This window comes from Serratia sp. CY47444, from assembly GCF_052168635.1.
In the GTDB taxonomy this organism is placed as follows: domain Bacteria; phylum Pseudomonadota; class Gammaproteobacteria; order Enterobacterales; family Enterobacteriaceae; genus Serratia; species Serratia bockelmannii.
Genome location: NZ_JBJNMH010000020.1, coordinates 56,050 through 79,418 on the forward strand (window position 1 = coordinate 56,050; position 23,369 = coordinate 79,418).

Below are 23,369 nucleotides of genomic sequence, written 5' to 3' on the forward strand. Positions count from 1 at the left end.
CCACGCGTCGCGCCCGCTTGTCAGGGAGAATGCGATGTTAACCAACCACTTCAAGCGTGCGCTGCAGGAAAAACGCCCGCAGATCGGGCTGTGGCTCGGGCTGTGCAGCAGCTACAGCGCCGAGCTGCTGGCCGGCGCCGGTTTCGACTGGCTGCTGATCGACGGCGAACATGCGCCCAACAACGTGCAAACGGTGCTGGGGCAGCTGCAGGCGGTCGCGCCTTACCCGAGCCAGCCGGTGGTTCGCCCGCCGTGGAACGACGCGGTGATCATCAAGCAACTGCTGGACGTCGGCGCGCAAACCTTATTGATCCCGATGATTCAGAATGCCGAACAGGCGCGCGACGCGGTGCGCGCCACGCGCTATCCGCCGCACGGCGTGCGCGGCGTCGGCAGCGCCCTGGCGCGCGCCTCACGCTGGAACCGGGTGCCCGATTACCTGCAGCAGGCCGATGAGCAGATGTGCGTGCTGGTGCAGATTGAAACCCGCGAAGCGGTGAAAAACCTCGACGCCATTTTGCAGGTGGAAGGGGTGGACGGCGTGTTTATCGGCCCGGCGGATCTCAGCGCCGACATGGGCTTTGCCGGTAATCCGCAGCACCCGGAGGTGCAGCGCACCATCGACGATGCCATCGCGCGTATCCGCGCCGCCGGCAAGGCGCCGGGCATTTTGATGGCCAACAAGGTACTGGCGCAGCGCTATCTGGAGGCCGGCGCGCTGTTCGTTGCGGTGGGGGTGGATACCACCCTGCTGGCGCGGGCGGCGGAAGCCCTGGCGGACGAGTTCAAACAGGGCGGGGCGCAAGCGCCTTCATCGGGAGTCTACTGAACCATGAACCACGTCGATTCGCTGCCGCCGGCCAACCCGGCGCAGCAACATAAAGCGTTAACCGCCGCCGAGCAATCGGTGATTAAAAAGTTGTTTCGGCGCCTGATCATTTTCCTGTTCGTGTTGTTTGTTTTCTCTTTCCTCGATCGTATCAACATCGGCTTCGCCGGGCTGACGATGGGCAAAGATCTCGGCCTCAGCTCGACCATGTTCGGGCTGGCGGCGACGTTGTTCTATGTCACCTACGTGATCTTTGGCATACCGAGCAACATGATGCTGAGCCGGGTCGGTGCGCGGCGCTGGATCGCCACCATCATGGTGCTGTGGGGCATCGCCTCCACCTGCACCATGTTCGCTACCGGGCCGACCAGTCTGTACGTGCTGCGCATGATTGTCGGCATCACCGAGGCCGGCTTCCTGCCGGGCATTCTGGTGTACCTCACCTACTGGTTCCCGGCGTTTTACCGCGCCCGCGCCAACGCGCTGTTCATGATCGCCATGCCGGTGACCATGGCGATCGGCTCGCTGGTCTCCGGCTATATCCTGGCGCTGGACGGGGTGATGAACCTGAAGGGCTGGCAGTGGCTGTTCCTGCTGGAAGGCATACCATCGGTGCTGCTGGGCGTGGTGGTGTGGTTCTATCTCGACGACACCCCGGCCAAGGCCAAGTGGCTGACCGACGAGGAAAAAGCCAGCCTGCAGGCGATGATGGAGGCCGACAAGCTGCAGCTGGTGCAGCCCAACGGGCCGAGCAGCCACCGCGCGCTGCAGCAGCGCAGCCTGTGGCGTGAGATCTGCACGCCGATTGTGCTGATGTACACGCTGGCCTATTTCTGCCTGACCAACACCCTGAGCGCGATCAACATCTGGACGCCGCAGATCCTGCAGAGCTTCAACCAGGGCAGCAGCAACGTGACGATCGGCATTCTGGCGGCGATCCCGCAGATCTGCACCATCGCCGGCATGGTGTGGTGGAGCAAACGATCCGACAGGCTGCAGGAGCGCAAGCATCACACCGCGCTGCCGTGCCTGTTCGCCGCCACCGGCTGGCTATTGGCGTCCGCCACCGATCACAGCCTGATCCAGCTGCTCGGGATCGTGATGGCCTCGGTCGGCTCCTTTACCGCCATGGCGATCTTCTGGACCACGCCGGATCAGTCGATCAGCCTGGAAGCGCGGGCGGTGGGGATCGCGGTGATCAACGCCACCGGCAACATCGGATCGGCGCTCAGCCCGCTGCTGATCGGCTGGTTCAAGGATCTGACCGGCAGCTTCAACTCCGGGCTGTATTTCGTTTCGGCGCTGTTGATCGTCGGCGCCGTGCTGGTGTGGCGCATTCCGATGAAGGATTCGCGCCCGAGAGCGACGCCTTGATGCGCAAGTGGGCATGATTGCAGGAGGTCATGAGGTGCGGAAAAGTACCGGCTTTATCGCCAACATCGATATTTGCAAAGAGTATGACGCGCGCTACGCCGCCGACGAGGTGCACTACGAAACCTTCGCCGGGCTGGCGGCATTCTTCGGCCGCGACATGCAGGTGCACTGGCACGACTGCTTCTTCCAGGTGCATTTCCTGGAGACCGGCAAGATAGAGCTGCAGCTCGACGATCAGCACTATTCGGTGCAGGCGCCGCTGTTCATCCTCACGCCGCCGTCGGTGCCGCATGCGTTCTTCACCGAACCGGACAGCGACGGCCACGTGCTGACGGTGCGCCAGGAGCTGATTTGGCCGCTGCTGGAGCGCCTGTATCCCGGCAGCAATCTGGCGCTGGACATGCCGGGCATCTGCCTGTCGCTGGCCGATGCGCCGCAGGAGCTGACGGCGCTCAGCCACTATTGGGCGCTGATCCGCCGAGAGTTCGCGCAGAATCTGGCTGGGCGCGAACAGACGCTGGCGCTGTTGGCGCAGGCGGTGTTCACGCTGCTGCTGCGCAACACCGCGCTGGAAGACAGCGCCAACAGCGGCGTGCGCGGCGAACTGCAGCTGTTTCAACGCTTCAACAAAATGGTGGACGAGCGTTTTCGCGAGCATCTGCCGGTGCCGGAGTATGCGCAGGCGTTGGGGGTGACTGAATCGCGGCTCAACGACCTGTGTCGGCGCTTCGCCAACCGGCCGCCCAAACGGCTGATCTTCGATCGGCTGCTGCGCGAGGCCAAGCGCATGCTGCTGTTCAGCGCCTGTACGGTGCATGAAACCGCCTACAGCCTCGGCTTCAAGGATCCGGCCTATTTCGCCCGTTTTTTCAATCGGCTGGAAGGCTGTTCCCCCTCGACCTACCGCGCGGCGCAACACGCCCTTTCGTAACCGCGATCACAGTTTGCCGCGAAAGCGGCAAACTGACCTGAAAAGTACCGGCGATTGCCGCAAAAGTCTCTTCTCGAAACCGGCTTTGGCAGCTTCAATTAAGCAACCAAAAGAAAACATTATTTTAACAAATGGCCGACTCCACGGCCTGAAAAATGCCGATGACGAGGAAGACCCGATGAAACCAGAAGACTTTCGTGCCGACAGCAAACGCCCGTTCACCGGCGCCGAATACCTGAAAAGTTTGCAGGATAGCCGCGAAATCTACATTTACGGCGAACGCGTAAAAGACGTCACCACCCACCCGGCGTTCCGCAACGCGGCGGCGTCGGTCGGCCAGCTGTACGACGCGCTGCACGATCCGGCCAGCCAGGATCGCCTGTGCTGGAACACCGACACCGGCAACGGCGGCTATACCCACAAGTTCTTCCGCTACGCCCGCAGCCCGGAAGAGATGCGCCAGCAGCGTGACGCCATCGCCGACTGGTCACGCCAAAGCTACGGCTGGATGGGGCGCACGCCGGATTATAAGGCGGCCTTCGGCTGCGCGCTGGGCGCTTATCCGGAGTTCTACGGCCAGTTCGCCGATAACGCGCGCCACTGGTACAAACGCATTCAGGAAACCGGGCTCTATTTCAACCACGCCATCGTCAACCCGCCGATCGATCGTCATAAGCCGGTCAATGAGGTGAAGGACGTCTACATTCAGGTGGAGAAAGAAACTGACGCCGGCATCGTGGTCAGCGGCGCCAAAGTGGTGGCTACCAACTCGGCGTTGACCCACTACAACTTCATCGGCTTCGGTTCGGCGCAGGTGATGGGCGATAACCCGGACTTCGCGCTGATGTTCGTGGCGCCGATGGACGCCGAAGGAGTGAAGCTGATTTCGCGCGCCTCCTACGAGCTGGTGGCCGGCGCCACCGGATCGCCGTTTGACTATCCGCTCACCAGCCGCTTCGACGAGAACGACGCGATCCTGATCATGGATCATGTGCTGATCCCGTGGGAAAACGTGCTGATCTACCGCGATTTCGACCGCTGCCGCCGCTGGAGCACCCAGGGCGGTTTCGCCCGGCTGTTCCCGCTGCAGGCCTGCGTGCGCCTGGCGGTGAAGATGGATTTCATCACCGCGCTGTTGCAAAAGAGCCTCTCGTGCACCGGCGTGCTGGAGTTCCGCGGCGTGCAGGCCGATCTGGGCGAAGTGGTGGCCTGGCGCAACCTGTTCTGGTCGCTGAGCGACGCGATGTGCGCCGAAGCCACGCAATGGGAAAACGGCGCCTACCTGCCGGATTCCGCCGCGCTGCAAACCTACCGCGTGATGGCGCCGATGGCCTACACCAAGGTGAAACACATCATCGAGAAGAACGTCACCAGCGGCCTGATCTACCTGCCGTCCAGCGTGCGCGACATGAACAACCCGGAGATCGACAAGTACCTGGCGCGCTACGTGCGCGGATCGGACGGCATGGATCACGTCGAGCGCATCAAGATCCTCAAGCTGATGTGGGACGCGATCGGCAGTGAGTTCGGCGGGCGCCACGAGCTGTATGAGATCAACTACGCCGGCAGCCAGGATGAGATCCGCCTGCAGTGCCTGCGCCATGCGCAGGGATCCGGCAATATGGATCGCATGATGCAGATGGTCGACAAGTGCCTGGCCGATTACGATCAGCACGGTTGGAAGGTGCCGCACCTGCGGAACAATGACGATATTAATCAGTTGGATAATCTGCTGAAGTAATTCAGGAGGAGGTTGTATGTCTCAGGAAAATGAACAGCGCCTGCGCTTTCGCGACGCCATGGCCAGCCTGTCGGCGGCGGTGAATATCGTCACCACCGACGGCCCGGCGGGGCGCTGCGGCATCACCGCCACGGCGGTGTGCTCGGTAACCGATACGCCGCCGACGCTGCTGGTGTGCATCAACCGCAACAGCGCGATGAACCCGGTGTTTCAGGAAAACCGCAGGCTGTGCGTCAACGTGCTCAACCACGAGCAGGAGCTGATGGCGCGCCACTTCGCCGGCATGACCGGCGTCAGCATGGAAGATCGTTTCCGGCTGGAAGAGTGGCAGCTCGGCGCACTGGGGCAGCCGGTGCTGCGCAATACCCTGGCCAGCCTGGAAGGGGAAATCGAGCAGATCCAGAGCATCGGTACCCACCAGATGTACCTGGTGCAGATCAAGCAGATCGCGTTGAGCGAAGCCGGCAACGGCCTGATCTACTTCAAGCGCAACTTCCATCCGGTGATCCATCAGATGGCGGTGCTGGCCTGAGACGTGGGGGCGCAGCCAGCTGCGCCCCACATATCAACTCTTGTTGGCTGCCAGATCGCTCACCAGGCGGTTGACCGGATCGCTCATGTTGGTGAACTTGCTCAGCTCCGAGCGGGTCACCACCACGAACACCCCGACATTTTTCGCCGGGATCATCGCCATGTAGGTGATGAACCCGCCGCCGCCGCCGGTCTTCTGAATGATGCCCGGCAGCCCGTCCTTCGGCGCCATATACACCCAGCCCAATCCTAATGCATCCGCTTGCCCCGGCACGTCCATGCCCTTCAGCGACACCAGATCGTGGCGCTGGAAGTACATGGTTTGTTCGCTGGCGGCGGTGGCTTTGCGCGGGCCGCTGGCGCTGGAGGAGAGGAACTGCTGCATCCAGCGCTGCATGTCGCGCGGGGTGGAGTAGACGCCGCCGCTGCCGGCTGCGGCGGTGGTGTCGCGGCAGGCGCTCGGGCCGGCCGCCGCCACCATCAGGCGCGAACACTGTTCAGGGCTCGGCGTCAGCGTGGTATCCACCATGCCGAGCGGCGCGGTGATGTTCTCTTTCAGCAGCGCGTTATAAGGCTTGCCCGCGGCGCGCGACAGCGCATCGGCCAGCAGATCGTACGCCAGGTTGGAATACGCGGCGTGCACGCCCGGCGGCGTCGTGATGTTGGCATGCGCCAGCCACTGCCAGCGCTGGGCCTTGGTCGGCCAGGTGAACACCGGCGTTTTCGGCGGCTTCTTGCCCGGCTGCTCGCGCGGCAGCGCGCTGGTGTGAGTGGCCAGGTTCAATAAGGTGATCGGCTGGCCGGCGTTGTAAGCCGGCACATAGGCGCCTTTGGGGGCGTACTTGCGCAGCGGATCGGTCAGTTTGACCTGGCCTGCCGCCGCCATTTTTACCATCACTTCACTGGTCATCAGCTTGGTGATCGACGCGATGCGGATCAGCGAATCCGGGCGCGGGCGCAGGTTGTTGCCGGGCTTGGTGTCGCCGAAGCTGCGGTTAACCACCTGATTGCCGTCGATCACCACCAGCGCCATGCCGGTGGCGCCGCTGTTGTAGAAAATATGTTCGGCATACTGGTCGACGATTTGCGAAGCCAGCTGCGGGGGCGCGGCCTGCACGGCCAGCGGCGCGGCGCACAGGCCCAGCGCCAGCAATAAAGCGGAGACAGAGTTCTTCAACGGTCGTTATCCATTTAACAATGCAGCGGGGAAAGGGCTTATTCGTCGCCCAGTGTAATGCCCCCAGGCCCCGGCTGCATGTAGAAAAAAGAGCGGTGGCGATAAAATTTTTTCACCGCCGGCGGCCTACTGCGCGCGGGCGAAAATGGCGATCACTTCGTCCAGGTGCGCCTTCATCGCCTTGCGGGCGCCGCGCACGTCGCGCGCTTCGATCGCCGCCAGGATCGCCCGGTGTTCCAGCTCGGAGCGGTGCGGCATGTCGTCCGGCGTATAGTGGCGCTGCAGCACGCGGAACATGCTGCCGTAACGGTGGCCGAGCAGGTGGCCGATGATGAACGCATAGGCCGGGTTGCCGCTGGCCTGGGCGATGCGGATGTGGAACAGCCGATCGCCGGGGTGGGTGGCGGAACCGGCGCGGTTATCGCGGCAGTTCTGTTCATAGGCGGCGCGGATACCCGCCAGCTCTTCGTCGGTGGCGTGGCGCGCGGCCAGCGCGGCGGTCTCCGGTTCGATCAGCAGGCGGGTTTGCAGCAGAGAAAACGGCGGCAACTCGGCGTTGAAATCCAGCTCGATGTTCAGTTCGTCGTCGATCTCCGCCCACTGGTTGCGGCCGGCCTGGGCCATCACCGGCTCCTGCGACGGCGCCAGCGGCGTTGGCGAGCGCACGATCACCCCGTTGCCGACCTTGACGTCTACCAGGCCGATCACTTCCAGCGCGATCAGCGCCTCGCGCACCGACGCGCGGCTGACCTGCAATTGCTGGGCGAGATCGCGCTCCGAGGGCAGACGGCTGCCCGGCGGAAATTCGTTATTTTCGATAAGACGTTTGAGTTGGTCAGCTATCTGTCTGTAAATTCTTGGGTTTTCCAGTCGGGTAATCGGCATTTTTGACCTTTGACGATTCGGCGTTCAGTGATTTGGCGCACAATTATGCGATAAGGCGCTTGAGTAATCGTTATTCAAGTGTAAAAAAATGGTTAATTGAAATGCGGTTTCAAGGCTGTTTTTATTAACTTCTTCCCCCAACGATAACGCGTAAAGCGTCTTTTGTCATGTTAGAGGCCTGACCTTTAACCGCCTTTAATGGCCTGACCATTAGACCTTTAGGCCGAGGAGTCAAGATGGATTTAACCGGGAAACGCGTACTGATCACCGCCGCCGGGCAAGGGATCGGTTTTACCACCGCCAGGCTGTTCGCCGCCGCCGGCGCTGAAGTGATCGCCAGCGACATCAACCTCGAGCGCCTGCAGGGCTCCGCCGGGATCCGCGCGCTGACGCTGAACGTCACCGATCCGGCCGCCATCGCGGCGGCGGCGGAAGCGATCGGCCCGATCGACGTGCTGTTCAACTGCGCCGGCGTGGTGCACAGCGGATCGATCCTCGACTGCAGCGAAGATCAGTGGGCGTTCGCGCTCGATCTCAACGTCACCGCGATGTTCCGCATGATCCGCGCCTTCCTGCCGGGCATGTTGGCGCGCGGCAAAGGCTCGATCATCAACATGTCTTCGGTGGCCTCGAGCGTGAAAGGGGTGCCGAACCGCTTCGCCTACAGCGCCAGCAAGGCGGCGGTGATCGGCCTAACGCGCTCGGTGGCGGCGGATTACGTCACCCAGGGCATCCGCTGCAACGCCATTTGCCCCGGCACGGTGGAATCGCCGTCGCTGCGCCAGCGCATCGCCGAGCAGGCGCGCGAGCAGGGGCGCAGCGAGCAAGAGGTGTATCAGGCGTTCGTCGCCCGTCAGCCGATCGGGCGCATCGGCACCACCGAGGAAATCGCCCAATTGGCGCTGTATCTGGCCTCCGACGCCAGTTCGTACACCACCGGCACGGTACAGATCATCGACGGCGGCTGGAGCAACTGAGCCGCCATTTTTGAGAGAGGAACGCATGAAACTTTTACGTTATGGGGAACCCGGGCAAGAGCGCCCCGGCATGTTGGATGAGCAGGGCCGCCTGCGCGATCTGTCGCAGCATATCGCCGACGTGGGCGGCGCCGCGTTATCGCCGGCGTCGCTCGCCAAACTGCGCGCGCTGGACAGCGCCGCATTGCCGCTGGTCGAGGGGCAGCCGCGTCTCGGCGCCTGCGTCGGCGGCATCGGCAAGTTCATCTGTATCGGCCTGAACTACGCCGATCACGCGGCGGAAACCGGCGCGGCCATTCCTGAAGAACCGGTGGTGTTCAACAAATGGACCAGCGCGGTGGTCGGCCCCTACGACCGGGTGGAGATCCCACGCGGCTCGCAGAAAACCGACTGGGAAGTGGAGCTGGGCGTGGTGATCGGCCTGGGCGGGCGCTACATCAGCGAAGCGGATGCGATGCGCCACGTCGCCGGTTATTGCGTGATCAACGACGTCTCAGAACGCGAATATCAAATTGAGCGCGGCGGCACCTGGGACAAGGGCAAAGGCTGCGACACCTTTGGGCCGATCGGCCCCTGGCTGGTGACCGCCGACGAAATCGCCGATCCGCACAGCCTGAACCTGTGGCTGGAGGTGGACGGCAAGCGCTATCAGGACGGCAACACCAGCACCATGATCTTCCGCATTCCACAGATCGTCAGCTACCTCAGCCGCTTTATGAGCCTGCAGCCGGGCGACGTGATCTCCACCGGCACGCCGCCGGGCGTTGGCATGGGGCAAAAACCGCAGCCCATCTACCTGCGGGCGGGCCAGACGATGCGTCTGGGCATTGAAGGGCTGGGCGAACAGCGCCAGCAAACCGTACAGGCTTAACCGGGAGCGCCGCCATGACCACCATTACCGCACTGCGGGTTGAAGACATTCGTTTCCCCACGTCGCTGGGGCTGGACGGATCCGACGCCATGAATCCGGATCCCGACTATTCCGCCGCCTACGTGATCCTGGAGACCGATCGCGCGGATCTCAGCGGCCACGGGCTGACGTTCACCATCGGCCGCGGCAACGAGATCTGCTGCGCGGCGATCCGCGCGCTGGAGCATCAGATCGTCGGTGAGCGGCTGGAGACGATCGCCGCCGATATGGGCGCCTTCTGGCGGCGCTTCACCAGCGATAGCCAGCTGCGCTGGATCGGGCCGGACAAAGGTGCCATTCACCTGGCGACCGGCGCGGTGGTCAACGCGGTGTGGGATCTGTGGGCCAAATCGGTCGGCAAACCGGTGTGGCGGCTGGTGGCAGAGATGACGCCGGAGGAGCTGGTACGCTGCATCGACTTCCGTTACATCACCGACTGCATCACGCCGCAGGAAGCGCTGGCGCTGCTGAAACAGCGGGCCGAGGGCAAAGAACGGCGCCTGGAGCGGCTGCTGCAGGAGGGGTATCCCTGTTACACCACCTCCGCCGGCTGGCTGGGCTACCCGGACGACAAGCTGCGCCGCCTGTGCCAGGAAGCGGTCGACGCCGGTTTCTCCTACCTGAAGCTGAAGGTCGGGCGCGATCTGGAAGACGACATCCGCCGGGTGCGCATCGCCCGCGAGGTGATCGGCCAAGATCGCCGGCTGATGATCGACGCCAACCAGGTGTGGGAAGTGGACGAAGCCATTCCGTGGGTGAAGCATCTGGCGTTCGCCAAACCCTGGTTTATCGAAGAGCCGACCAGCCCGGACGACGTGGAAGGGCATCGCCGCATCCGCGAAGGGGTGGCGCCGGTCAAGGTGGCCACCGGTGAGATGTGTCAGAACCGCATCATGTTCAAGCAGTTCATCATGCGCGGCGCGGTAGACGTGGTGCAGATCGACGCCTGCCGTCTCGGCGGCGTCAACGAAGTGCTGGCGGTGATGCTGATGGCGGCCAAATACCAGCTGCCGGTCTGCCCGCACGCTGGTGGCGTCGGGCTGTGCGAGTACGTGCAGCACCTGTCGATGATCGACTACCTGTGCATCGCCGGCACCCACGAAGGCCGGGTGATCGAGTACGTCGATCATTTGCATGAACACTTTGTCGATCCCTGCGTGATCAACGGCGCGGCCTACATGCCGCCGAGCCGTCCCGGCTATTCGATCGAGATGCATCCGTCGTCGATCGAGCAGTATCGGTTCCGCGGGTGAGGCGGGAGGATCGCATGCCGCGCATCGACGCGCATCAGCACTACTGGCGCTATCACCCACGGCACTACCCGTGGATCGACGAGCGGATGCGCGTGCTGCGGCAGGATTTCGATCCGCCCCGGCTGCGGCCGCTGTTGCAGGAACACGGTTTCGACGGCGCGCTGGCGGTGCAGGCGCGCCCCAGCGAGGACGAGACGCTGGCCCTGCTGGCGCTGGCTGAGCAGAGCGAGGGCGTATGCGGCGTGGTGGGCTGGCTGGATATCGCCGCGCCGCAGCTGGCGCAGCGCCTGGAGGCCTTGCGGCCTTACAGCGCGCTGCGCGGGGTGCGCCATCAGGTGCAGGACGAAGCGGATCCGGTGGCCTGGTTGGCGCGGCCGGAGGTAGAACGCGGCATGCAAACGCTGCAGCGCGCCGGGTATGTGTACGAGATCCTGGTGACGCATCGGCATTTGGCGGCCGCGGCGGCGTTCGCCGCCCGCCATGACGAACACTGGCTGGTGCTGGATCACCTTGGCAAGCCGGACATCGCGTGCGGCGTGCGGCACTGGGCGCAGCAAATCCGGCCGCTGGCGGCGCTGCCGCACGTGGCCTGCAAGCTGTCGGGGCTGATCACCGAGGCGCCGGGCGGCCGGTGGCGGGCGGAAGAACTGCTGCCGTTCTTCGACGCAGCGCTGGAGGCGTTCGGCCCGGAGCGGCTGATGTTCGGCTCCGACTGGCCGGTGTGCCTGCTGGCCGGCGACTACCGCCAGGTGGTGCAACTGTGCGAACGGGCGCTGTCGACGCTGGGGGCCGCCGAGCAGGCGGCGATTTGGGGCGGCACCGCCTGGCGAATTTACGGTTTAACGGAGTCTGGTTATGGATCTGTATCTGCAAGATAAGGTGGTGCTGGTCACCGGCGGCGGTGCCGGCATCGGCGCGGCGATTGCTCATGTGCTGGCCGAGGAGGGGGCGATCCCGGTGCTGGTCACCAACGCCGCGCCGGAGGCGGCGCTGCTGGCCGATTTGCAGCGGCTGCAGCCGCGCACCGAGGTGATCCTCACCGAATTGTGCGACGAGGCGGCCTGCCGCCGGGCGGTCAGCCAGACGCTGGCGACCTTCGGCCGCATTGACGGACTGGTGAACAACGCCGGGGTCAATGACGGCGTCGGGCTGGAGGCGGGGCGTGAAGCGTTCGTCGGCTCGCTGGAGAAGAACCTGGTGCACTACTACCTGATGGCGCACCTGTGCCAGGCGGCGCTGCAGGAAAGCCGGGGCGCCATCGTCAATATCGCTTCCAAGACCGCGCTCAGCGGGCAGGGGGGCACCAGCGGCTACACCGCCGCCAAGGGCGCGGTGCTGGCGCTGACGCGCGAATGGGCGGTGTCGCTGCGCCATGACGGGGTACGGGTGAACGCGGTGGTGCCGGCGGAGGTGATCACCCCGCAGTACCAGCGCTGGCTCAACACCTTCGCCGAGCCGCAGCGGCAGATGGAGAAAATCACCGCGCGCATTCCGCTCGGGCAGCGCATGACCACGCCGCAGGAGATCGCCGATACCGTGGCGTTTTTGCTGTCGTCGCGGTCATCGCATACCACCGGGCAGTGGCTATCGGTGGACGGCGGCTACCTGCATCTCGATCGGGCGCTGACGTGAGCGGCGCGGCGGCAGGGCGGCGCCGTTTCTGCCAGGCGCTCGATCTGATTGACTCACCGGCGCTGATTGCGGAGTACCAGCAGCATCATCAGCGCATCTGGCCGGGCATCGCCGCGCATTTGCGCAAGCACGGCATTCTGGACATGGAGATTTACCGGTTGGGCACCCGGCTGTTCATGATCGTGGAGGTCAGCGCCGATTTCGACGCCGCGCGTTTTGACGCCGCCAGCCTGAACAACCCCGAAGTACAGCGATGGGAAGCGCTGATGTGGCACTACCAGGCCGCCACCCCCTGGACGCCGCAGGGCGAAAAATGGGTGGAAATGGCGCGGATTTTCTCTCTGCAACAGCAATAACGCCAACATCATCATCGCCAGACGATACGAGGGTATCACCATGCTTGCTGAAAAAAGTGCGGCCTCCGCGCAGCCGGGCGTCCCCGTGACCGCCAATCTGCGCTGGGCCTTTATCCTGGTCACCAGCCTGTTCTTCATGTGGGGGCTGTCCTATGGCCTGCTGGACGTATTAAACAAACATTTTCAGGAGACGTTGCACGTCACCAAGGCGCAGTCGGGGCTGCTGCAGGCGGCCTATTTCGGCGCCTATTTCCTGGTGGCGCTGCCCGCCGGGTACTTTATGGATCGCAAGGGCTATAAGGCGGGCATTCTGGTCGGGCTGTGCCTGTATGCGCTGGGGGCGCTGCTGTTCGTGCCGGCGGCGTCGGCCAACAGCTTCGGCGTATTCCTGTTCGCGCTGTTCGTTATCGCCAGCGGCCTGGGCTGCCTGGAAACGGCGGCCAACCCGTACGCCACGGTGCTGGGCGATGCGCAGGGCGCCGAACGGCGGCTGAATCTGGCCCAGTCGTTCAACGGCCTCGGGCAGTTTATCGGCCCGCTGATCGGCGGCACGCTGTTCTTCTCCGCCAGCCAGTCCACCGGCGGCGGCGATCAGAGCGCGGTGAAGATGACCTATGTGGCGATCGCCGTGCTGGTGCTGCTGATCGCGCTGTTGTTCAGCCGCACACGGCTGCCGGCGATCCGCGAAGAGGAAAAACCGGTGCACGGCGTGATAGCGCAAGGATTGTGGCAGCATCCGCATTTCGTCGGCGGGGTTATCACACAGTTCTTCTACGTGGCGGCGCAGGTGGGCGTCGGGGCGTTCTTCATCAACTACGCCACCGAGCACTGGCGCGAGGTGTCTAACCAGAGCGCCTCTTACCTGCTGTCGATCGCCATGATCTGCTTTATGGTCGGACGCTTCTTCAGCACCTGGCTGATGGGGCGAGTCAAACCGGCGACGCTGCTGGCGGCCTATGCGCTGATCAACATCGCGCTGTGCGGCGTGGTGATGCTGAGCGTCGACGGCGTATCGGTGGTGGCGCTGATCGCGGTGTTCTTCTTTATGTCGATCATGTTCCCGACCATTTTCGCCCTGGGGGTGAAAAATTTGGGTAAACACACCAAGCGCGCCAGCTCCTTTATGATCATGGCGATCGTCGGCGGCGCCATCATGCCGTACTTTATGGGGGCGCTGGCCGATCGTTACAGCACCGCGCTCTCTTATCTGCTGCCGCTGCTGTGCTTCGCGGTGGTGCTGGTTTACGGCCTGCGGCAGCGCCGCGCTTGATTCAACCCGGCGGCGAATCGGCCTTCGCCGCCGTTGCCAGCGCCTGCGGGCGGGTTCGTATCAGGATCGCCAACGCCAATAGCAGCACCATGCCGGACAGCACGCCGTTTATCGTCAGGCCTCCGGTGTCCACCACCAGCCCACCCGCCAGCGAACCGCAGGAAATCGCCAGATTAAACAGCGCGATATACAGAGAAGAGGCGACCTCGACCGCATCGGGGGCCGCCTTGAGCATCCATGCCATCAGCGAAACGGAAACGCCGCCGTAGGCGATGCCCCACAGCAGGAGGAAGGCACTGCCGCTCAGCGGCGCGTGGCCCAGCAGCGGCAGCAGCAGGACGGCGAGCGCCAGCCCGAGGGCGATCAGCGCCAGGGTGCGGCGCAGCCGTTTGGCGGCGGCCTGGCCGGCGATGAAATTCCCGGCGATACCGGCGACGCCGTAGGCGAACAGCAGCGGCCCCACCCAGCGGCCCTCGATGCCGGCGACCGTCTGCAACAGCGGGCGAACAAAGGTGTAAGCCATAAAGTGGCCGGCGACCAGCAGAAACGTCAGCAGCAGCCCAAGGAGCAGTCGGCGATTCGCGCGCTGCGCGGTGAACGACCGCCAGCTTATCGCCTGCGTGACCGGCAGCGACGGCAGCACGCACAGCAGCAACAGCAGGGTCAGCGCCGCCAGGACGGCGACGGCCAGAAACGCCATGCGCCAACCCAGCGCTTCCCCGAGGAACACCCCGAGTGGCACGCCGAACACCGAGGCCGCCGCTACGCCACCGAAGATGACGGACAACGCCAATCCGACGGAGGCCGGCGGCACCAGGCGTTCCGCCAACCCGCCGGCGATGGCCCAGATACCGCCGATGCAAAAGCCCAGCAGGATGCGCGCGGCGAACAGCAGGGCCAGGGAGGTGGCAGCGGCGGCCAGCAGGTTAGCGGCGATCAGCAGCAGCAGAAAGCCCACCAACAGGCTGCGGCGATCCGTGCGCCGGGCGCCCAGCACCACCAGCGGGGCGAACAGCGCGGCGAACAGGGCCGGCAGGGAAATCAGCAGCCCGGCACGGCCTATCGATGCGTTCAAGGTGCTGACGATCGGAGTCAGCAGCCCGACGGGCAGCATTTCTGCGGTGACGACGGTAAAGGTGGACAGGCCGACCGCGAAGGTCGCCAGCCAGGGTTTTGCGCCGCCGTCGGCGTGTAAGGCATTCATAAGGATCCTCCCAACAGATGAATAACCTCAGTGTATCCGCGCCAAAATGGCTGATAAACTGGCCTGATTGCGCAACATTGGGGACAAATCGTGGCTAATTTACCGTCTATGCCGTTGGATAACCTGACAGACCTGCTGGTGTTCATCCGCGTCGCCGACGCTTGCAGCTTCACGCTGGCGGCCGAGAGGCTGGGCATCTCCCGATCGGCGGCGGGCAAATGCGTGAACCGATTGGAGGAGCGATTGGCGACCCGGCTGCTGCAGCGCACCACGCGCAGCGTCAGCCTGACCGAAGACGGCGCGGTGTTTTACGAGTATGCGCAGCGCATCCTGTCGCAGGCCGAAGAGGCGGAAACGGCGCTCAATACGCGGCGGCAAACCCCGCGCGGGCGGCTGCGGTTGGATCTGCCGGTCTCGCTGGGGCGGTTGCATATCCTGCCGATTTTACGGGAGTTTTTGGCACAGTGGCCGGAGGTGGACGCCGACGTCAGCTTCTCCGATGAGTACAGCGATCTGGTGCGCGACGGCATCGACGTAGCTATCCGGGTCGGCGGCAGCGACGACAGCCGGCTGGTGCGGCGAGTGCTCGCGCCGCATCGCCTAATCACCTGCGCGGCGCCGGACTATCTGGCGCGCTACGGCACGCCTGCAAAACCGGAGGCGTTGGGCGATCACGAGACGCTGGTCTTCAGCCATCAGGGGCTGCCGGCGCCCTGGCGCTATTTGGTCAACGGCCAACTGCACGAACAGCCGGTGCGCGGCCGGATGCGTTTCAACAACGTCGAGGCCTTGCGGGATGCGGCCGTCGCCGGGGCCGGCCTGTGCCAAGTGGGGGCGTTTCTGGTCGGCGAGCAGATTGCGGCCGGCACGCTGGTGCCGGTGCTGGAGCGCTATTGTCGCCCGGGGCCGCCGATCTGCGCCGTCTATCCCAGCCGGCGCCATCTCTCCCCCAAGGTGAAACTGTTTCTGACGGCGATCGAACGGCGCTGGCAGGGCAAGGCGATTTGGGAAACCGCTTAGCGCGGGCGATTCACGCCGCTTTCAAGGCCAGCGTTCGCTGCATTAAGCGGTAGCCGCCGGCTGCCACCAGCAGTACGACCAGGCCGGCCGTGAGCGTGACGCCAAAGCCGGCCGTTATCCCCGCAGCGTCGATCGCCAGGCCCGCCAATGCGGCGCCGAGTGCCACGCCTATCCCCAGGCCGGTGACCATCCAGGTCAACCCCTCCGTCAGCCGGGAGGGCGGCACGATGTTTTCAACCAGCCCCATGGCAACGATCATGGTCGGCGCAAAAAACAGTCCGGCGACAAACATCGCCGCCGCCAGCGTTAAGACATTGTGCACCCACAGCAGCGGCAAGGTGGTGAAAGCGGTGGCGAACGCCGCGTATAAGAACAGACGAGGCAAGGGGACGGGGATCTTCATTGCGCCGAAAATCAGCCCGGCCAGGCAGGAGCCGAACGCGTAAACCGACAGTACGAGGCTGGCGGCGGCCGGCTGCCCTTGCTGCTCGGCGAAGGCCACGCTGATGACGTCCACGGTGCCGACGATGGTGCCGAGGGCGATCAGCGCCAGCACCAGGATCTGCATCGACGGCATGGTCAGGATGGCGCGCTGCCGCTGGTTATTGTGGGCGTAAACCGGGGGCTGGGTGCTTTTTTGCGCGGCGAATGCCGCAACGCCCGCCACCAGAAGCAGCGCGGCCACCAGAGGGCCGGCCTCTGGGAAGAGTGAAACGCTAAGCCCCACGGCGATCGGAGGGCCGACGATAAAGGCCACCTCGTCCAATACGGACTCGAATGAAAATGCCGTGTGCAGCTGTGGCGTGCCGCGATAAATTTCGCTCCAGCGGGCCCTGACCATCGCGGAGATGCTGGGCATGCCGCCCGCGAGCGCGGCGAAGACAAACAGCGTCCAGTCCGGTGCCCGATAGTGGGTGCAGAGCAACAGCAGCAGCAGGGCGATCGCGCTGATCCCGGTGGCATACGGCAACACGCGGCTTTGGCCGTGACGATCCGCCGCGCGCGCGATTTGCGGCGCAAGCAGCGCCATGGAAAAGGCGAACGTCGCTGCCACCGCGCCCGCCAACCAATAGGAACCGCGTACCTGCGAGAGCATGGTGATGATGCCGATACCGGTCATCGAGACCGGCAGGCGCGCGATTAGCCCGGCAGAGGAAAACGCCTTGCTGCCCGGGGCGTTGAACAGTTTGAAATAAGGATTTGCCATGGAAAGGGCTCCGGAATGTTGGCGGCTCGGTATTCGCTCAATGTCCATCATTGACATACGCCACGTATGTTACGTTAATTGACATACATGGCGTATGTCAATTATAACGTCATCAATAATGAGGCGGAGTGGACCCATGGCACGTAAAGCGCGCACCGAAATGATTGAAGAAACCCGACAAAAGCTGGTGGCGGCGGCCCGCCGGCAGTTTGGCAGCGTGGGGTATGCCGAGACGGTGATGGATGATCTCACCGCCCAGGCCGGCCTGACGCGCGGCGCGCTCTATCACCATTTTGGCGATAAAAAGGGGCTGTTCCTGGCGGTGGTGCAGGCGATAGACGCGGAGATGGATGCGCATCTGGCTGACATAACCGCGAGTACTGCGGATGACTGGGAGGCTTTTGCGGCGCGTTGCCGCGGTTATCTGATCATGATGACGGAGCCGCAAGCGCAACGCATTCTGTTGCGTGATTCACCTTCGGTGCTGGGAGCTGAATATCTGCGGGCCAGCAAGCTGGCGTGCATCAGCTGGATGACGGGCGCATTGCAGGCCTTGATGGCGCAGCGGCGCATCGCCGTCGCCGAGCCGGAATCGCTGGCGCATTTAATCAACGGCGGACTGATGGATGCCGCGCTGTGGGTCGCCCATCATCCGGAAAAAGACGTGGGGCTGGAACAAGCCTTGGTCAGTTTGAACCTGTTGCTGAACGGGCTGCGTTCCACCGCCGTATAGCCGTATAAGTGTTGATGTCAGCCGCCGCGCCGTTACGGCGGCGGCTTAAGGGTGAACGGCGGCGGGCTCGACGTTTTGCGCCAGCTGAATATTGTTGCGGCCGCTGTGCTTCGCCAGATAGAGCGCGGCGTCGGCTGCGCCTATCGCCGATTCGATGTCCAGTTTTTCCAGCGCGGAGATGCCGGCGCTGAGCGTCAGCGTGCCGCTGTGCTGCGGACTGGCGCCGTGTGGGATGTTCAGCTCCGCCACCCGCTGGCGCACCCGTTCGGCCAGTTGCGCCGCGTAGCCTTCGTGCACGTTGGTCAGCAGCACCAAAAACTCTTCCCCGCCGTAACGCACCACGATGTCGCGCGAACGCACCGCATCGCGAATGGCGACCGCTACCTGCACCAGCGCCCGGTCGCCCATGGCGTGGCCGTAGCTGTCGTTGTAGACCTTGAAGTGGTCGATATCCAGCAGCAGCACGTAGTGGCGGCCGGTTTGCGGTTCCAGCAGCATAGTGATCTTATTTTCCAGGCCACGCCGGTTATAAAGGCCGGTCAGGGGATCGAGCATGCTCAAATTATTGAATTTGTCCCGCTCGTTATACAGGTTGGCCACCAGCGCGTGGGTAAAGATTTCACTGCGTTTCAACATCAGGTGATGAATGGAGAAAGCGATAATAGGTAATAGCGTGGTGAATAATATCCGCAGGGTATTATGCATGCCGTCTAAAGCCAGGATCACCATTGCGGAAGGCACGGCGTGTAAACAAAAGGCGGTAAAGTTATCCGTCAGAGAAATAGCGCTGATAAAAAAGATGCTGAACAAACTAATTAATAAAAAATCTTGGTTATTCGGCAAGCAATATTGACTTTTAACGTAAATATGTGCGGCCCACAGCAGGCCAAGCACGCTGGAGAATAGGTTGAGTTTGCACAAATATTTACGTGGCGTTTGCAGAGAAAATAGCGCTGCTACCAGACAAAATAGCGGTATACATAATAAAGGTAGGGTAAATGCGGGCGTATCCCTAAAAGGGAACAATAATGTAAATACGGAAGAGGCGGCATTCATTATCAGAAAAAGAAATAATGCCAGGCGCTGCTTGCTGTTCAGTAATTCCTGATAAGAACGGGCGTTCATACGGAGGTCACTCTTTGCAAAGTCGTTCTGTCGAATAATTAAGGTTGAGAAGCATTCCCTTGGCGCGAATATCCACTTGAATTGCATGGTTGAGGATTGTGATTATTATCATGCAAACAGGACTAGGAATTTTCTTATGTCAAATTATCATTTTTTCCTGCTGGTGTCATCTGAGTTTGGTCAGCGCAGTGAAAATGATGCGGCGGCCAAAAAAGTGTTATATGATATTGGTTATCATTATCACTTGAGGAGGGTTGTCATGCTCACTGCCATGATTGCCGCGTGCGGACTGTGGGGCGTCAGTTGGTGCCTCGGCGATCGCCTGGCCAGCGCCTGGGGCGTTTTGCTGCCTTGTGCGTTGATGCCGCTGTTGGCCCTGATCAACCTGGATATGCTGCAGTTGCGCACCCTGATCGTGATAGCGATGTTGGCCACGCTGGTGATGCTGTTCAACAGCCGGCTGCGCCACTATCTGCTGCTGCCTTCCTGTATGGCGCTGGCGGGCGGCCTGGCGGCTGTCAGCCTAAACTTCAGCTTCGCGTAAACGCTGGAAACGGTAAAACCACGCTTAAGCGTGTTGTTCATCAATGCGTTGGTATTTTTTCGGGGAGACTACCGGAGAGAACATCAATTGGTGCGAAGAGAGGGACTTGAACCCTCACGTCCGTAAGGACACTAACACCTGAAGCTAGCGCGTCTACCAATTCCGCCACCTTCGCACAGTCGATGTTGTTGCTTTGATTTATATTACGTCGCCAGCGTGGTGCGAAGAGAGGGACTTGAACCCTCACGTCCGTAAGAACACTAACACCTGAAGCTAGCGCGTCTACCAATTCCGCCACCTTCGCATCGATGCTGAGTGCAATATAAATCATGTGGTTATTTGGTGCGAAGAGAGGGACTTGAACCCTCACGTCCGTAAGGACACTAACACCTGAAGCTAGCGCGTCTACCAATTCCGCCACCTTCGCGTACCAGAAACATTACCGGAGTAACGTTACCACGGAGGCGAATTCTAGAGATTTTGGCGGGCACGTCAACAGTTATTTCCCCGCTTTGCGGGCGTTTGCTGGAAAAACAGCCATATCGCCGCTTTTCTGCTGGTCAAACAGCCAAATCAGCCAATCAATCAACACCCTGACCCGTGGCGCCAGGAAACGGCCAGGCGGATACATGATGTAAATCGGCATCGGCGGGGGCGGCGTTTCCGTCAATACTTCCACCAGTTCGCCCTGTTCCAGCCAGGGGGCAAGCGAATAGCGCGCCGCCTGTATCAATCCCATACCGGCTCGCGCGCCGGCGATATAGGCGTCGGCGCCGCTGACGCTCAGCCGGGCGGGGAGTTCGCGTAGTTCCAGCTTGCCGCCGCGGCAGAACTCTAGCGGGTAATCGCGGTTGCTGGCCAGCGAAAAATACCCCACCGCGCGGTGCGGCGCCAGGCTATCGATGTCGAGCGGCGTGCCGCAGGCCTGCAGGTAAGCGGGGGAAGCGCAGGTGATCTGTGGCAACTGGGCGATGCGCCGCGCCACCAGGCTGTCGTCTTCGGTTTCCCAGGCGCGCAGCACGCAGTCAACGCCTTCGCGCAACAGATCGACGTGGGTGTCGTTGGCACCCAGCGCCAGGGTGATGTCGGGATAACGCCGATAAAAGTCGTCCAACGCCGGAATGACGATCTGGCGCGCCAGCGAATGGGGCATATCGATGCGCACCTTGCCGGACGGCTGCAGCTTATGGTGACTGAACAGCGTGTCCGCCTCCTCCAGTGCCCCCAGCAACTGCACGCAGCGTTGATAGTAGAGGCTGCCTTCGCTGGTCACCTGTACCTGGCGGGTGGTGCGGATCAGCAGGCGAACGCCCAGCCGCTGCTCCAGCCGTTTTAACGCGTTGCTGACCGTGGCGCGCGGCAGCTGCAGGCGTTCGGCCGCCCGGCTGAAGCTGCCCAGTTCGACGATGCGGGTAAAAATGCGCATGGCTTGAACCTGATCCATGTCCACTCCGGATTGTTGGTGATTGTTGAACAGTGATGTGCAATCTGCATTATTTATCTTTGTAGTGTAAACAACCAGACTTTGCTGCGTTATCCATTCACCGCATGAGGGCAGCACAATGCAACAACGTAAACTGGGTTCCCACGGTCCCGTCGTCTCCGCCCTGGGGCTGGGATGCATGGGCATGAGCGACTTCTACTCCACCGGCGCCGATCGGCAAGAAGCCATCGCCACGCTGCACCGGGCGCTGGAGCTGGGCGTCACGCTGCTCGACACCGCCGACATGTATGGCCCGCACACCAACGAGGAGCTGGTGGGGGAAGCGATCAAGGGCAAACGGCAACGGGTGTTCCTGGCCACCAAGTTCGGCATCCTGCGCGATCCGGCGGATCCTTCGGCGCGCGGCGTCAGCAGCCGCCCCGAGTATATCCGGCGCTCCGTCGAGGGCAGCCTGCGGCGCTTGGGCGTGGAGGAGATCGATCTTTATTATCAGCACCGGGTCGATCCGCAAGTGCCGATCGAAGACGTCGTCGGCACGATGGCGGATCTGATCCGCGAAGGCAAGATCCGCCATATCGGCCTGAGTGAGGCGTCGGTGGCCACGCTGGAGCGGGCGCACAAGGTACATCCGATCACCGCGCTGCAGACCGAGTATTCACTGTGGACGCGCGACGCCGAGCAGGGCGTGCTGGCGGCCTGTGAGCGCCTGGGCATCGGCTTTGTGCCTTACAGCCCGTTAGGGCGCGGTTTCCTCACCGGCGCTATCCGGCGGCCGGAGGATCTGGCCGAGGACGATTTCCGCCGAGGCAACCCGCGTTTCCAGGGGGAAAACTTCGCCCGCAACCTGGCGCTGGTGGAGAAGGTGGGCGAGCTGGCGGCGCAGAAGGGCGTCAAACCTTCGCAGCTGGCGCTGGCCTGGGTGTTGGCGCAGGGCGAGCACATCGTGCCGATCCCCGGCACCAAACGCCGTCGCTACCTGGAAGAGAACGTCGCGGCGGCGGAGATAACGCTGAGCGCGGCTGAGCTGGCGGCGATCGACGCGGTGTTCCCACTGAGTGCGGCGGCCGGCGAACGCTACGGCGCCGAGTCGATGACCTATATCAACGGCTAAAAAAAAAGCGCGGCCTCAGGCCGCGCTCTGTCGTTTTCCGCCAACGGCGAATTATTTCTTCTTCGGCGCGCGCGGCGGGCGGCCGACGGTGGCCTGATACACCTTGAAGCGGCCGTTCTGCGCCAGCACTTCATGGCTGCCGAAGGTGGCGTCCAGAATGTCCGGGTACGGCAGGAAGGCGTTGGCGACGATGCGCAGTTGGCCACCGATCGGCAGGTGCTTCACCGCGCCGCGGATCAGGGTTTCAGCAGCGGTCAGGCTGGTCTGCAGCCCGTCGTGGAACGGCGGGTTGGAGATGATCATGTCGAAACGGCCGGTGATGTCGGAGTAAACGTTGCTGACGATCACTTCGCCTTCGATGCCGTTGGCGGCCAGCGTTGCGCGGCTGGATTCCACCGCGGCGGCGTTGACGTCGCTGAGGGTCAGTTTCACCTTCGGCGACAGCTTGGACATTACCGAGGCCATGACGCCGGCGCCGCAGCCGATGTCCAGCACCTTGCCTTTCATGTGTTTTTCCAGCGTCGACAGCAGCAGCGAGCTGCCGACGTCCAGACCGTCGCGGCTGAACACGCCCGGCAGCGTTTTCACTTCCAGATCGTGCAGCTGATAGCTGTCCCACCAGTCGTTCAGGTCGAACTCGGTCTGCGCGTCCAGGCGGCCATGATACAGGCCGCAGCGGCGCGCACTGTCGATTTTCACCAGCGTGACGTGGCCTTCCAGCGTTGGCTCGGCGCTGCGCACGCCGCTGCGGTTTTCACCGACCACGAACACGTCCGCGCCCACCGGCAGCAGCGCCAGGAGGTTGCACAGCTGGAATTGCGCTTCCTGCTTGCTCTTCGGCCAGTAGTAAACCAGCGTGTCGCAGTCGGCGACGAAAGCGGGATCGACGGTCAAACCGAACTGCACGTTATCGCCCATCGTCCGGTTCAGTAACTGCCAGTGATGGTATTGCTGAGTGTGGACGCGCACGTCCGCGGCCTCGAATTGGGCCGGCAGGCTGTCCTGCAGGTCGCCGGCAAACAGCACGCGGCGTTCGATAAATTCATCACTGTGGCGCAGCATGACTTCACTGGCGGGGGTTAATGCAGACATCAGATATTGGCTCCTGGAAATGA

At 62.8% G+C, this 23,369-nt stretch carries 23 protein-coding genes and 3 tRNA genes; 16 read left to right on the plus strand and 10 right to left on the minus strand.

Features of this window, described 5'->3' with window-relative positions; all coding sequences use genetic code 11:
* The first annotated feature begins 34 nt into the window (after window positions 1-34).
* The 5 genes from hpaI (at window position 35) to hpaC (ending at window position 5,407) form a co-directional block, all read left to right on the plus strand.
* On the plus strand, window positions 35-829 hold the full coding sequence (hpaI, locus tag ACJ8IL_RS21085; RefSeq protein ID WP_099816600.1) for a 4-hydroxy-2-oxoheptanedioate aldolase: 795 nt from the start codon (window positions 35-37) through the stop codon (window positions 827-829).
* Between the two features lie 3 nt (window positions 830-832).
* The gene (hpaX, locus tag ACJ8IL_RS21090) at window positions 833-2,203 is read left to right on the plus strand and encodes a 4-hydroxyphenylacetate permease (RefSeq protein WP_442516816.1); all 1,371 of its coding nucleotides are present in this window, start codon (window positions 833-835) and stop codon (window positions 2,201-2,203) included.
* A gap of 34 nt (window positions 2,204-2,237) precedes the next feature.
* A complete protein-coding gene (gene hpaA / locus ACJ8IL_RS21095; protein WP_004933161.1) occupies window positions 2,238-3,134 on the plus strand; it encodes a 4-hydroxyphenylacetate catabolism regulatory protein HpaA in 897 nt (298 codons plus the stop codon).
* A gap of 178 nt (window positions 3,135-3,312) precedes the next feature.
* On the plus strand, window positions 3,313-4,875 hold the full coding sequence (gene hpaB, locus ACJ8IL_RS21100) for a 4-hydroxyphenylacetate 3-monooxygenase, oxygenase component (protein WP_043136111.1): 1,563 nt from the start codon (window positions 3,313-3,315) through the stop codon (window positions 4,873-4,875).
* 16 nt (window positions 4,876-4,891) lie between these two features.
* Entirely contained in the window at window positions 4,892-5,407 is a 516-nt protein-coding gene (gene hpaC, locus ACJ8IL_RS21105; protein WP_025305188.1) for a 4-hydroxyphenylacetate 3-monooxygenase, reductase component, read from the plus strand.
* Between the two features lie 33 nt (window positions 5,408-5,440).
* Here hpaC and ampH read toward each other — a convergent pair whose 3' ends face one another.
* Entirely contained in the window at window positions 5,441-6,583 is a 1,143-nt protein-coding gene (ampH, locus tag ACJ8IL_RS21110; RefSeq protein WP_442516817.1) for a D-alanyl-D-alanine-carboxypeptidase/endopeptidase AmpH, read from the minus strand.
* 126 nt (window positions 6,584-6,709) lie between these two features.
* On the minus strand, window positions 6,710-7,468 hold the full coding sequence (locus ACJ8IL_RS21115; protein ID WP_025305190.1) for a FadR/GntR family transcriptional regulator: 759 nt from the start codon (window positions 7,466-7,468) through the stop codon (window positions 6,710-6,712).
* A gap of 236 nt (window positions 7,469-7,704) precedes the next feature.
* Between ACJ8IL_RS21115 and ACJ8IL_RS21120 the strand changes: the two genes are divergently transcribed.
* The 7 genes from ACJ8IL_RS21120 to fucP are packed head-to-tail and all read left to right on the plus strand — an operon-like array spanning window position 7,705 to window position 13,866.
* The gene (locus tag ACJ8IL_RS21120) at window positions 7,705-8,445 is read left to right on the plus strand and encodes an SDR family oxidoreductase (RefSeq protein WP_043136107.1); all 741 of its coding nucleotides are present in this window, start codon (window positions 7,705-7,707) and stop codon (window positions 8,443-8,445) included.
* A gap of 25 nt (window positions 8,446-8,470) precedes the next feature.
* Complete coding sequence (locus ACJ8IL_RS21125) at window positions 8,471-9,316, plus strand: fumarylacetoacetate hydrolase family protein (RefSeq protein ID WP_025305192.1); 846 nt, start codon at window positions 8,471-8,473, stop codon at window positions 9,314-9,316.
* A gap of 14 nt (window positions 9,317-9,330) precedes the next feature.
* Window positions 9,331-10,608 carry an L-fuconate dehydratase gene (locus tag ACJ8IL_RS21130; protein ID WP_197769288.1) on the plus strand — a complete coding sequence of 426 codons (1,278 nt, stop codon included), beginning with the start codon at window positions 9,331-9,333 and terminating at the stop codon, window positions 10,606-10,608.
* A 14-nt stretch (window positions 10,609-10,622) separates the two neighbouring features.
* The gene (locus ACJ8IL_RS21135; protein ID WP_308369822.1) at window positions 10,623-11,486 is read left to right on the plus strand and encodes an amidohydrolase family protein; all 864 of its coding nucleotides are present in this window, start codon (window positions 10,623-10,625) and stop codon (window positions 11,484-11,486) included.
* A complete protein-coding gene (locus ACJ8IL_RS21140) occupies window positions 11,464-12,240 on the plus strand; it encodes an SDR family oxidoreductase (protein ID WP_043136096.1) in 777 nt (258 codons plus the stop codon). The genes ACJ8IL_RS21135 and ACJ8IL_RS21140 overlap by 23 nt, the downstream gene beginning before the upstream one ends.
* The gene (locus ACJ8IL_RS21145) at window positions 12,237-12,596 is read left to right on the plus strand and encodes an L-rhamnose mutarotase (RefSeq protein ID WP_043136092.1); all 360 of its coding nucleotides are present in this window, start codon (window positions 12,237-12,239) and stop codon (window positions 12,594-12,596) included. Before ACJ8IL_RS21140 ends, ACJ8IL_RS21145 begins: the two co-directional genes overlap by 4 nt.
* A gap of 40 nt (window positions 12,597-12,636) precedes the next feature.
* Entirely contained in the window at window positions 12,637-13,866 is a 1,230-nt protein-coding gene (gene fucP / locus ACJ8IL_RS21150) for an L-fucose:H+ symporter permease (protein ID WP_167324827.1), read from the plus strand.
* A gap of 1 nt (window position 13,867) precedes the next feature.
* Here fucP and ACJ8IL_RS21155 read toward each other — a convergent pair whose 3' ends face one another.
* Window positions 13,868-15,070 carry an MFS transporter gene (locus ACJ8IL_RS21155; RefSeq protein WP_342095826.1) on the minus strand — a complete coding sequence of 401 codons (1,203 nt, stop codon included), beginning with the start codon at window positions 15,068-15,070 and terminating at the stop codon, window positions 13,868-13,870.
* 108 nt (window positions 15,071-15,178) lie between these two features.
* On the opposite strand from ACJ8IL_RS21155, the gene ACJ8IL_RS21160 reads away from it, so the two are divergent.
* Window positions 15,179-16,090 (plus strand): LysR family transcriptional regulator, encoded by a 912-nt coding sequence (locus ACJ8IL_RS21160; protein ID WP_060448188.1) that lies wholly within the window; start codon window positions 15,179-15,181, stop codon window positions 16,088-16,090.
* 10 nt (window positions 16,091-16,100) lie between these two features.
* On the opposite strand, the gene ACJ8IL_RS21165 is transcribed toward ACJ8IL_RS21160, so the two are convergent.
* On the minus strand, window positions 16,101-17,297 hold the full coding sequence (locus tag ACJ8IL_RS21165) for an MFS transporter (protein ID WP_261464196.1): 1,197 nt from the start codon (window positions 17,295-17,297) through the stop codon (window positions 16,101-16,103).
* A gap of 136 nt (window positions 17,298-17,433) precedes the next feature.
* Here ACJ8IL_RS21165 and ACJ8IL_RS21170 point away from each other — a divergent pair, with 136 nt between their 5' ends.
* On the plus strand, window positions 17,434-18,030 hold the full coding sequence (locus ACJ8IL_RS21170) for a TetR/AcrR family transcriptional regulator (RefSeq protein WP_016929176.1): 597 nt from the start codon (window positions 17,434-17,436) through the stop codon (window positions 18,028-18,030).
* A gap of 45 nt (window positions 18,031-18,075) precedes the next feature.
* On the opposite strand, the gene ACJ8IL_RS21175 is transcribed toward ACJ8IL_RS21170, so the two are convergent.
* Window positions 18,076-19,155, minus strand: a complete 1,080-nt coding sequence (locus ACJ8IL_RS21175) for a GGDEF domain-containing protein (protein ID WP_025305202.1) — start codon at window positions 19,153-19,155, stop codon at window positions 18,076-18,078.
* Between the two features lie 259 nt (window positions 19,156-19,414).
* Between ACJ8IL_RS21175 and ACJ8IL_RS21180 the strand changes: the two genes are divergently transcribed.
* Window positions 19,415-19,699, plus strand: coding sequence for a DUF1435 domain-containing protein (locus ACJ8IL_RS21180; RefSeq protein ID WP_049204639.1), 285 nt, complete (start codon window positions 19,415-19,417; stop codon window positions 19,697-19,699).
* Window positions 19,700-19,787: 88 nt separating this feature from the next.
* Here the strand turns inward: ACJ8IL_RS21180 and ACJ8IL_RS21185 are convergent.
* The 4 genes from ACJ8IL_RS21185 to ACJ8IL_RS21200 form a co-directional block, all read right to left on the minus strand.
* Window positions 19,788-19,874 (minus strand) — tRNA-Leu (locus tag ACJ8IL_RS21185).
* A 42-nt stretch (window positions 19,875-19,916) separates the two neighbouring features.
* Window positions 19,917-20,003, minus strand: a tRNA-Leu gene (locus ACJ8IL_RS21190).
* Window positions 20,004-20,039: 36 nt separating this feature from the next.
* Window positions 20,040-20,126 (minus strand) — tRNA-Leu (locus tag ACJ8IL_RS21195).
* A gap of 72 nt (window positions 20,127-20,198) precedes the next feature.
* Window positions 20,199-21,143 (minus strand): LysR substrate-binding domain-containing protein, encoded by a 945-nt coding sequence (locus ACJ8IL_RS21200; protein ID WP_442516818.1) that lies wholly within the window; start codon window positions 21,141-21,143, stop codon window positions 20,199-20,201.
* A gap of 118 nt (window positions 21,144-21,261) precedes the next feature.
* Between ACJ8IL_RS21200 and ACJ8IL_RS21205 the strand changes: the two genes are divergently transcribed.
* Window positions 21,262-22,254 (plus strand): aldo/keto reductase, encoded by a 993-nt coding sequence (locus ACJ8IL_RS21205; RefSeq protein WP_197769291.1) that lies wholly within the window; start codon window positions 21,262-21,264, stop codon window positions 22,252-22,254.
* A gap of 51 nt (window positions 22,255-22,305) precedes the next feature.
* Here ACJ8IL_RS21205 and rsmC read toward each other — a convergent pair whose 3' ends face one another.
* The gene (gene rsmC, locus ACJ8IL_RS21210) at window positions 22,306-23,346 is read right to left on the minus strand and encodes a 16S rRNA (guanine(1207)-N(2))-methyltransferase RsmC (RefSeq protein ID WP_060434174.1); all 1,041 of its coding nucleotides are present in this window, start codon (window positions 23,344-23,346) and stop codon (window positions 22,306-22,308) included.
* Between the last annotated feature and the right edge of the window lie 23 nt (window positions 23,347-23,369).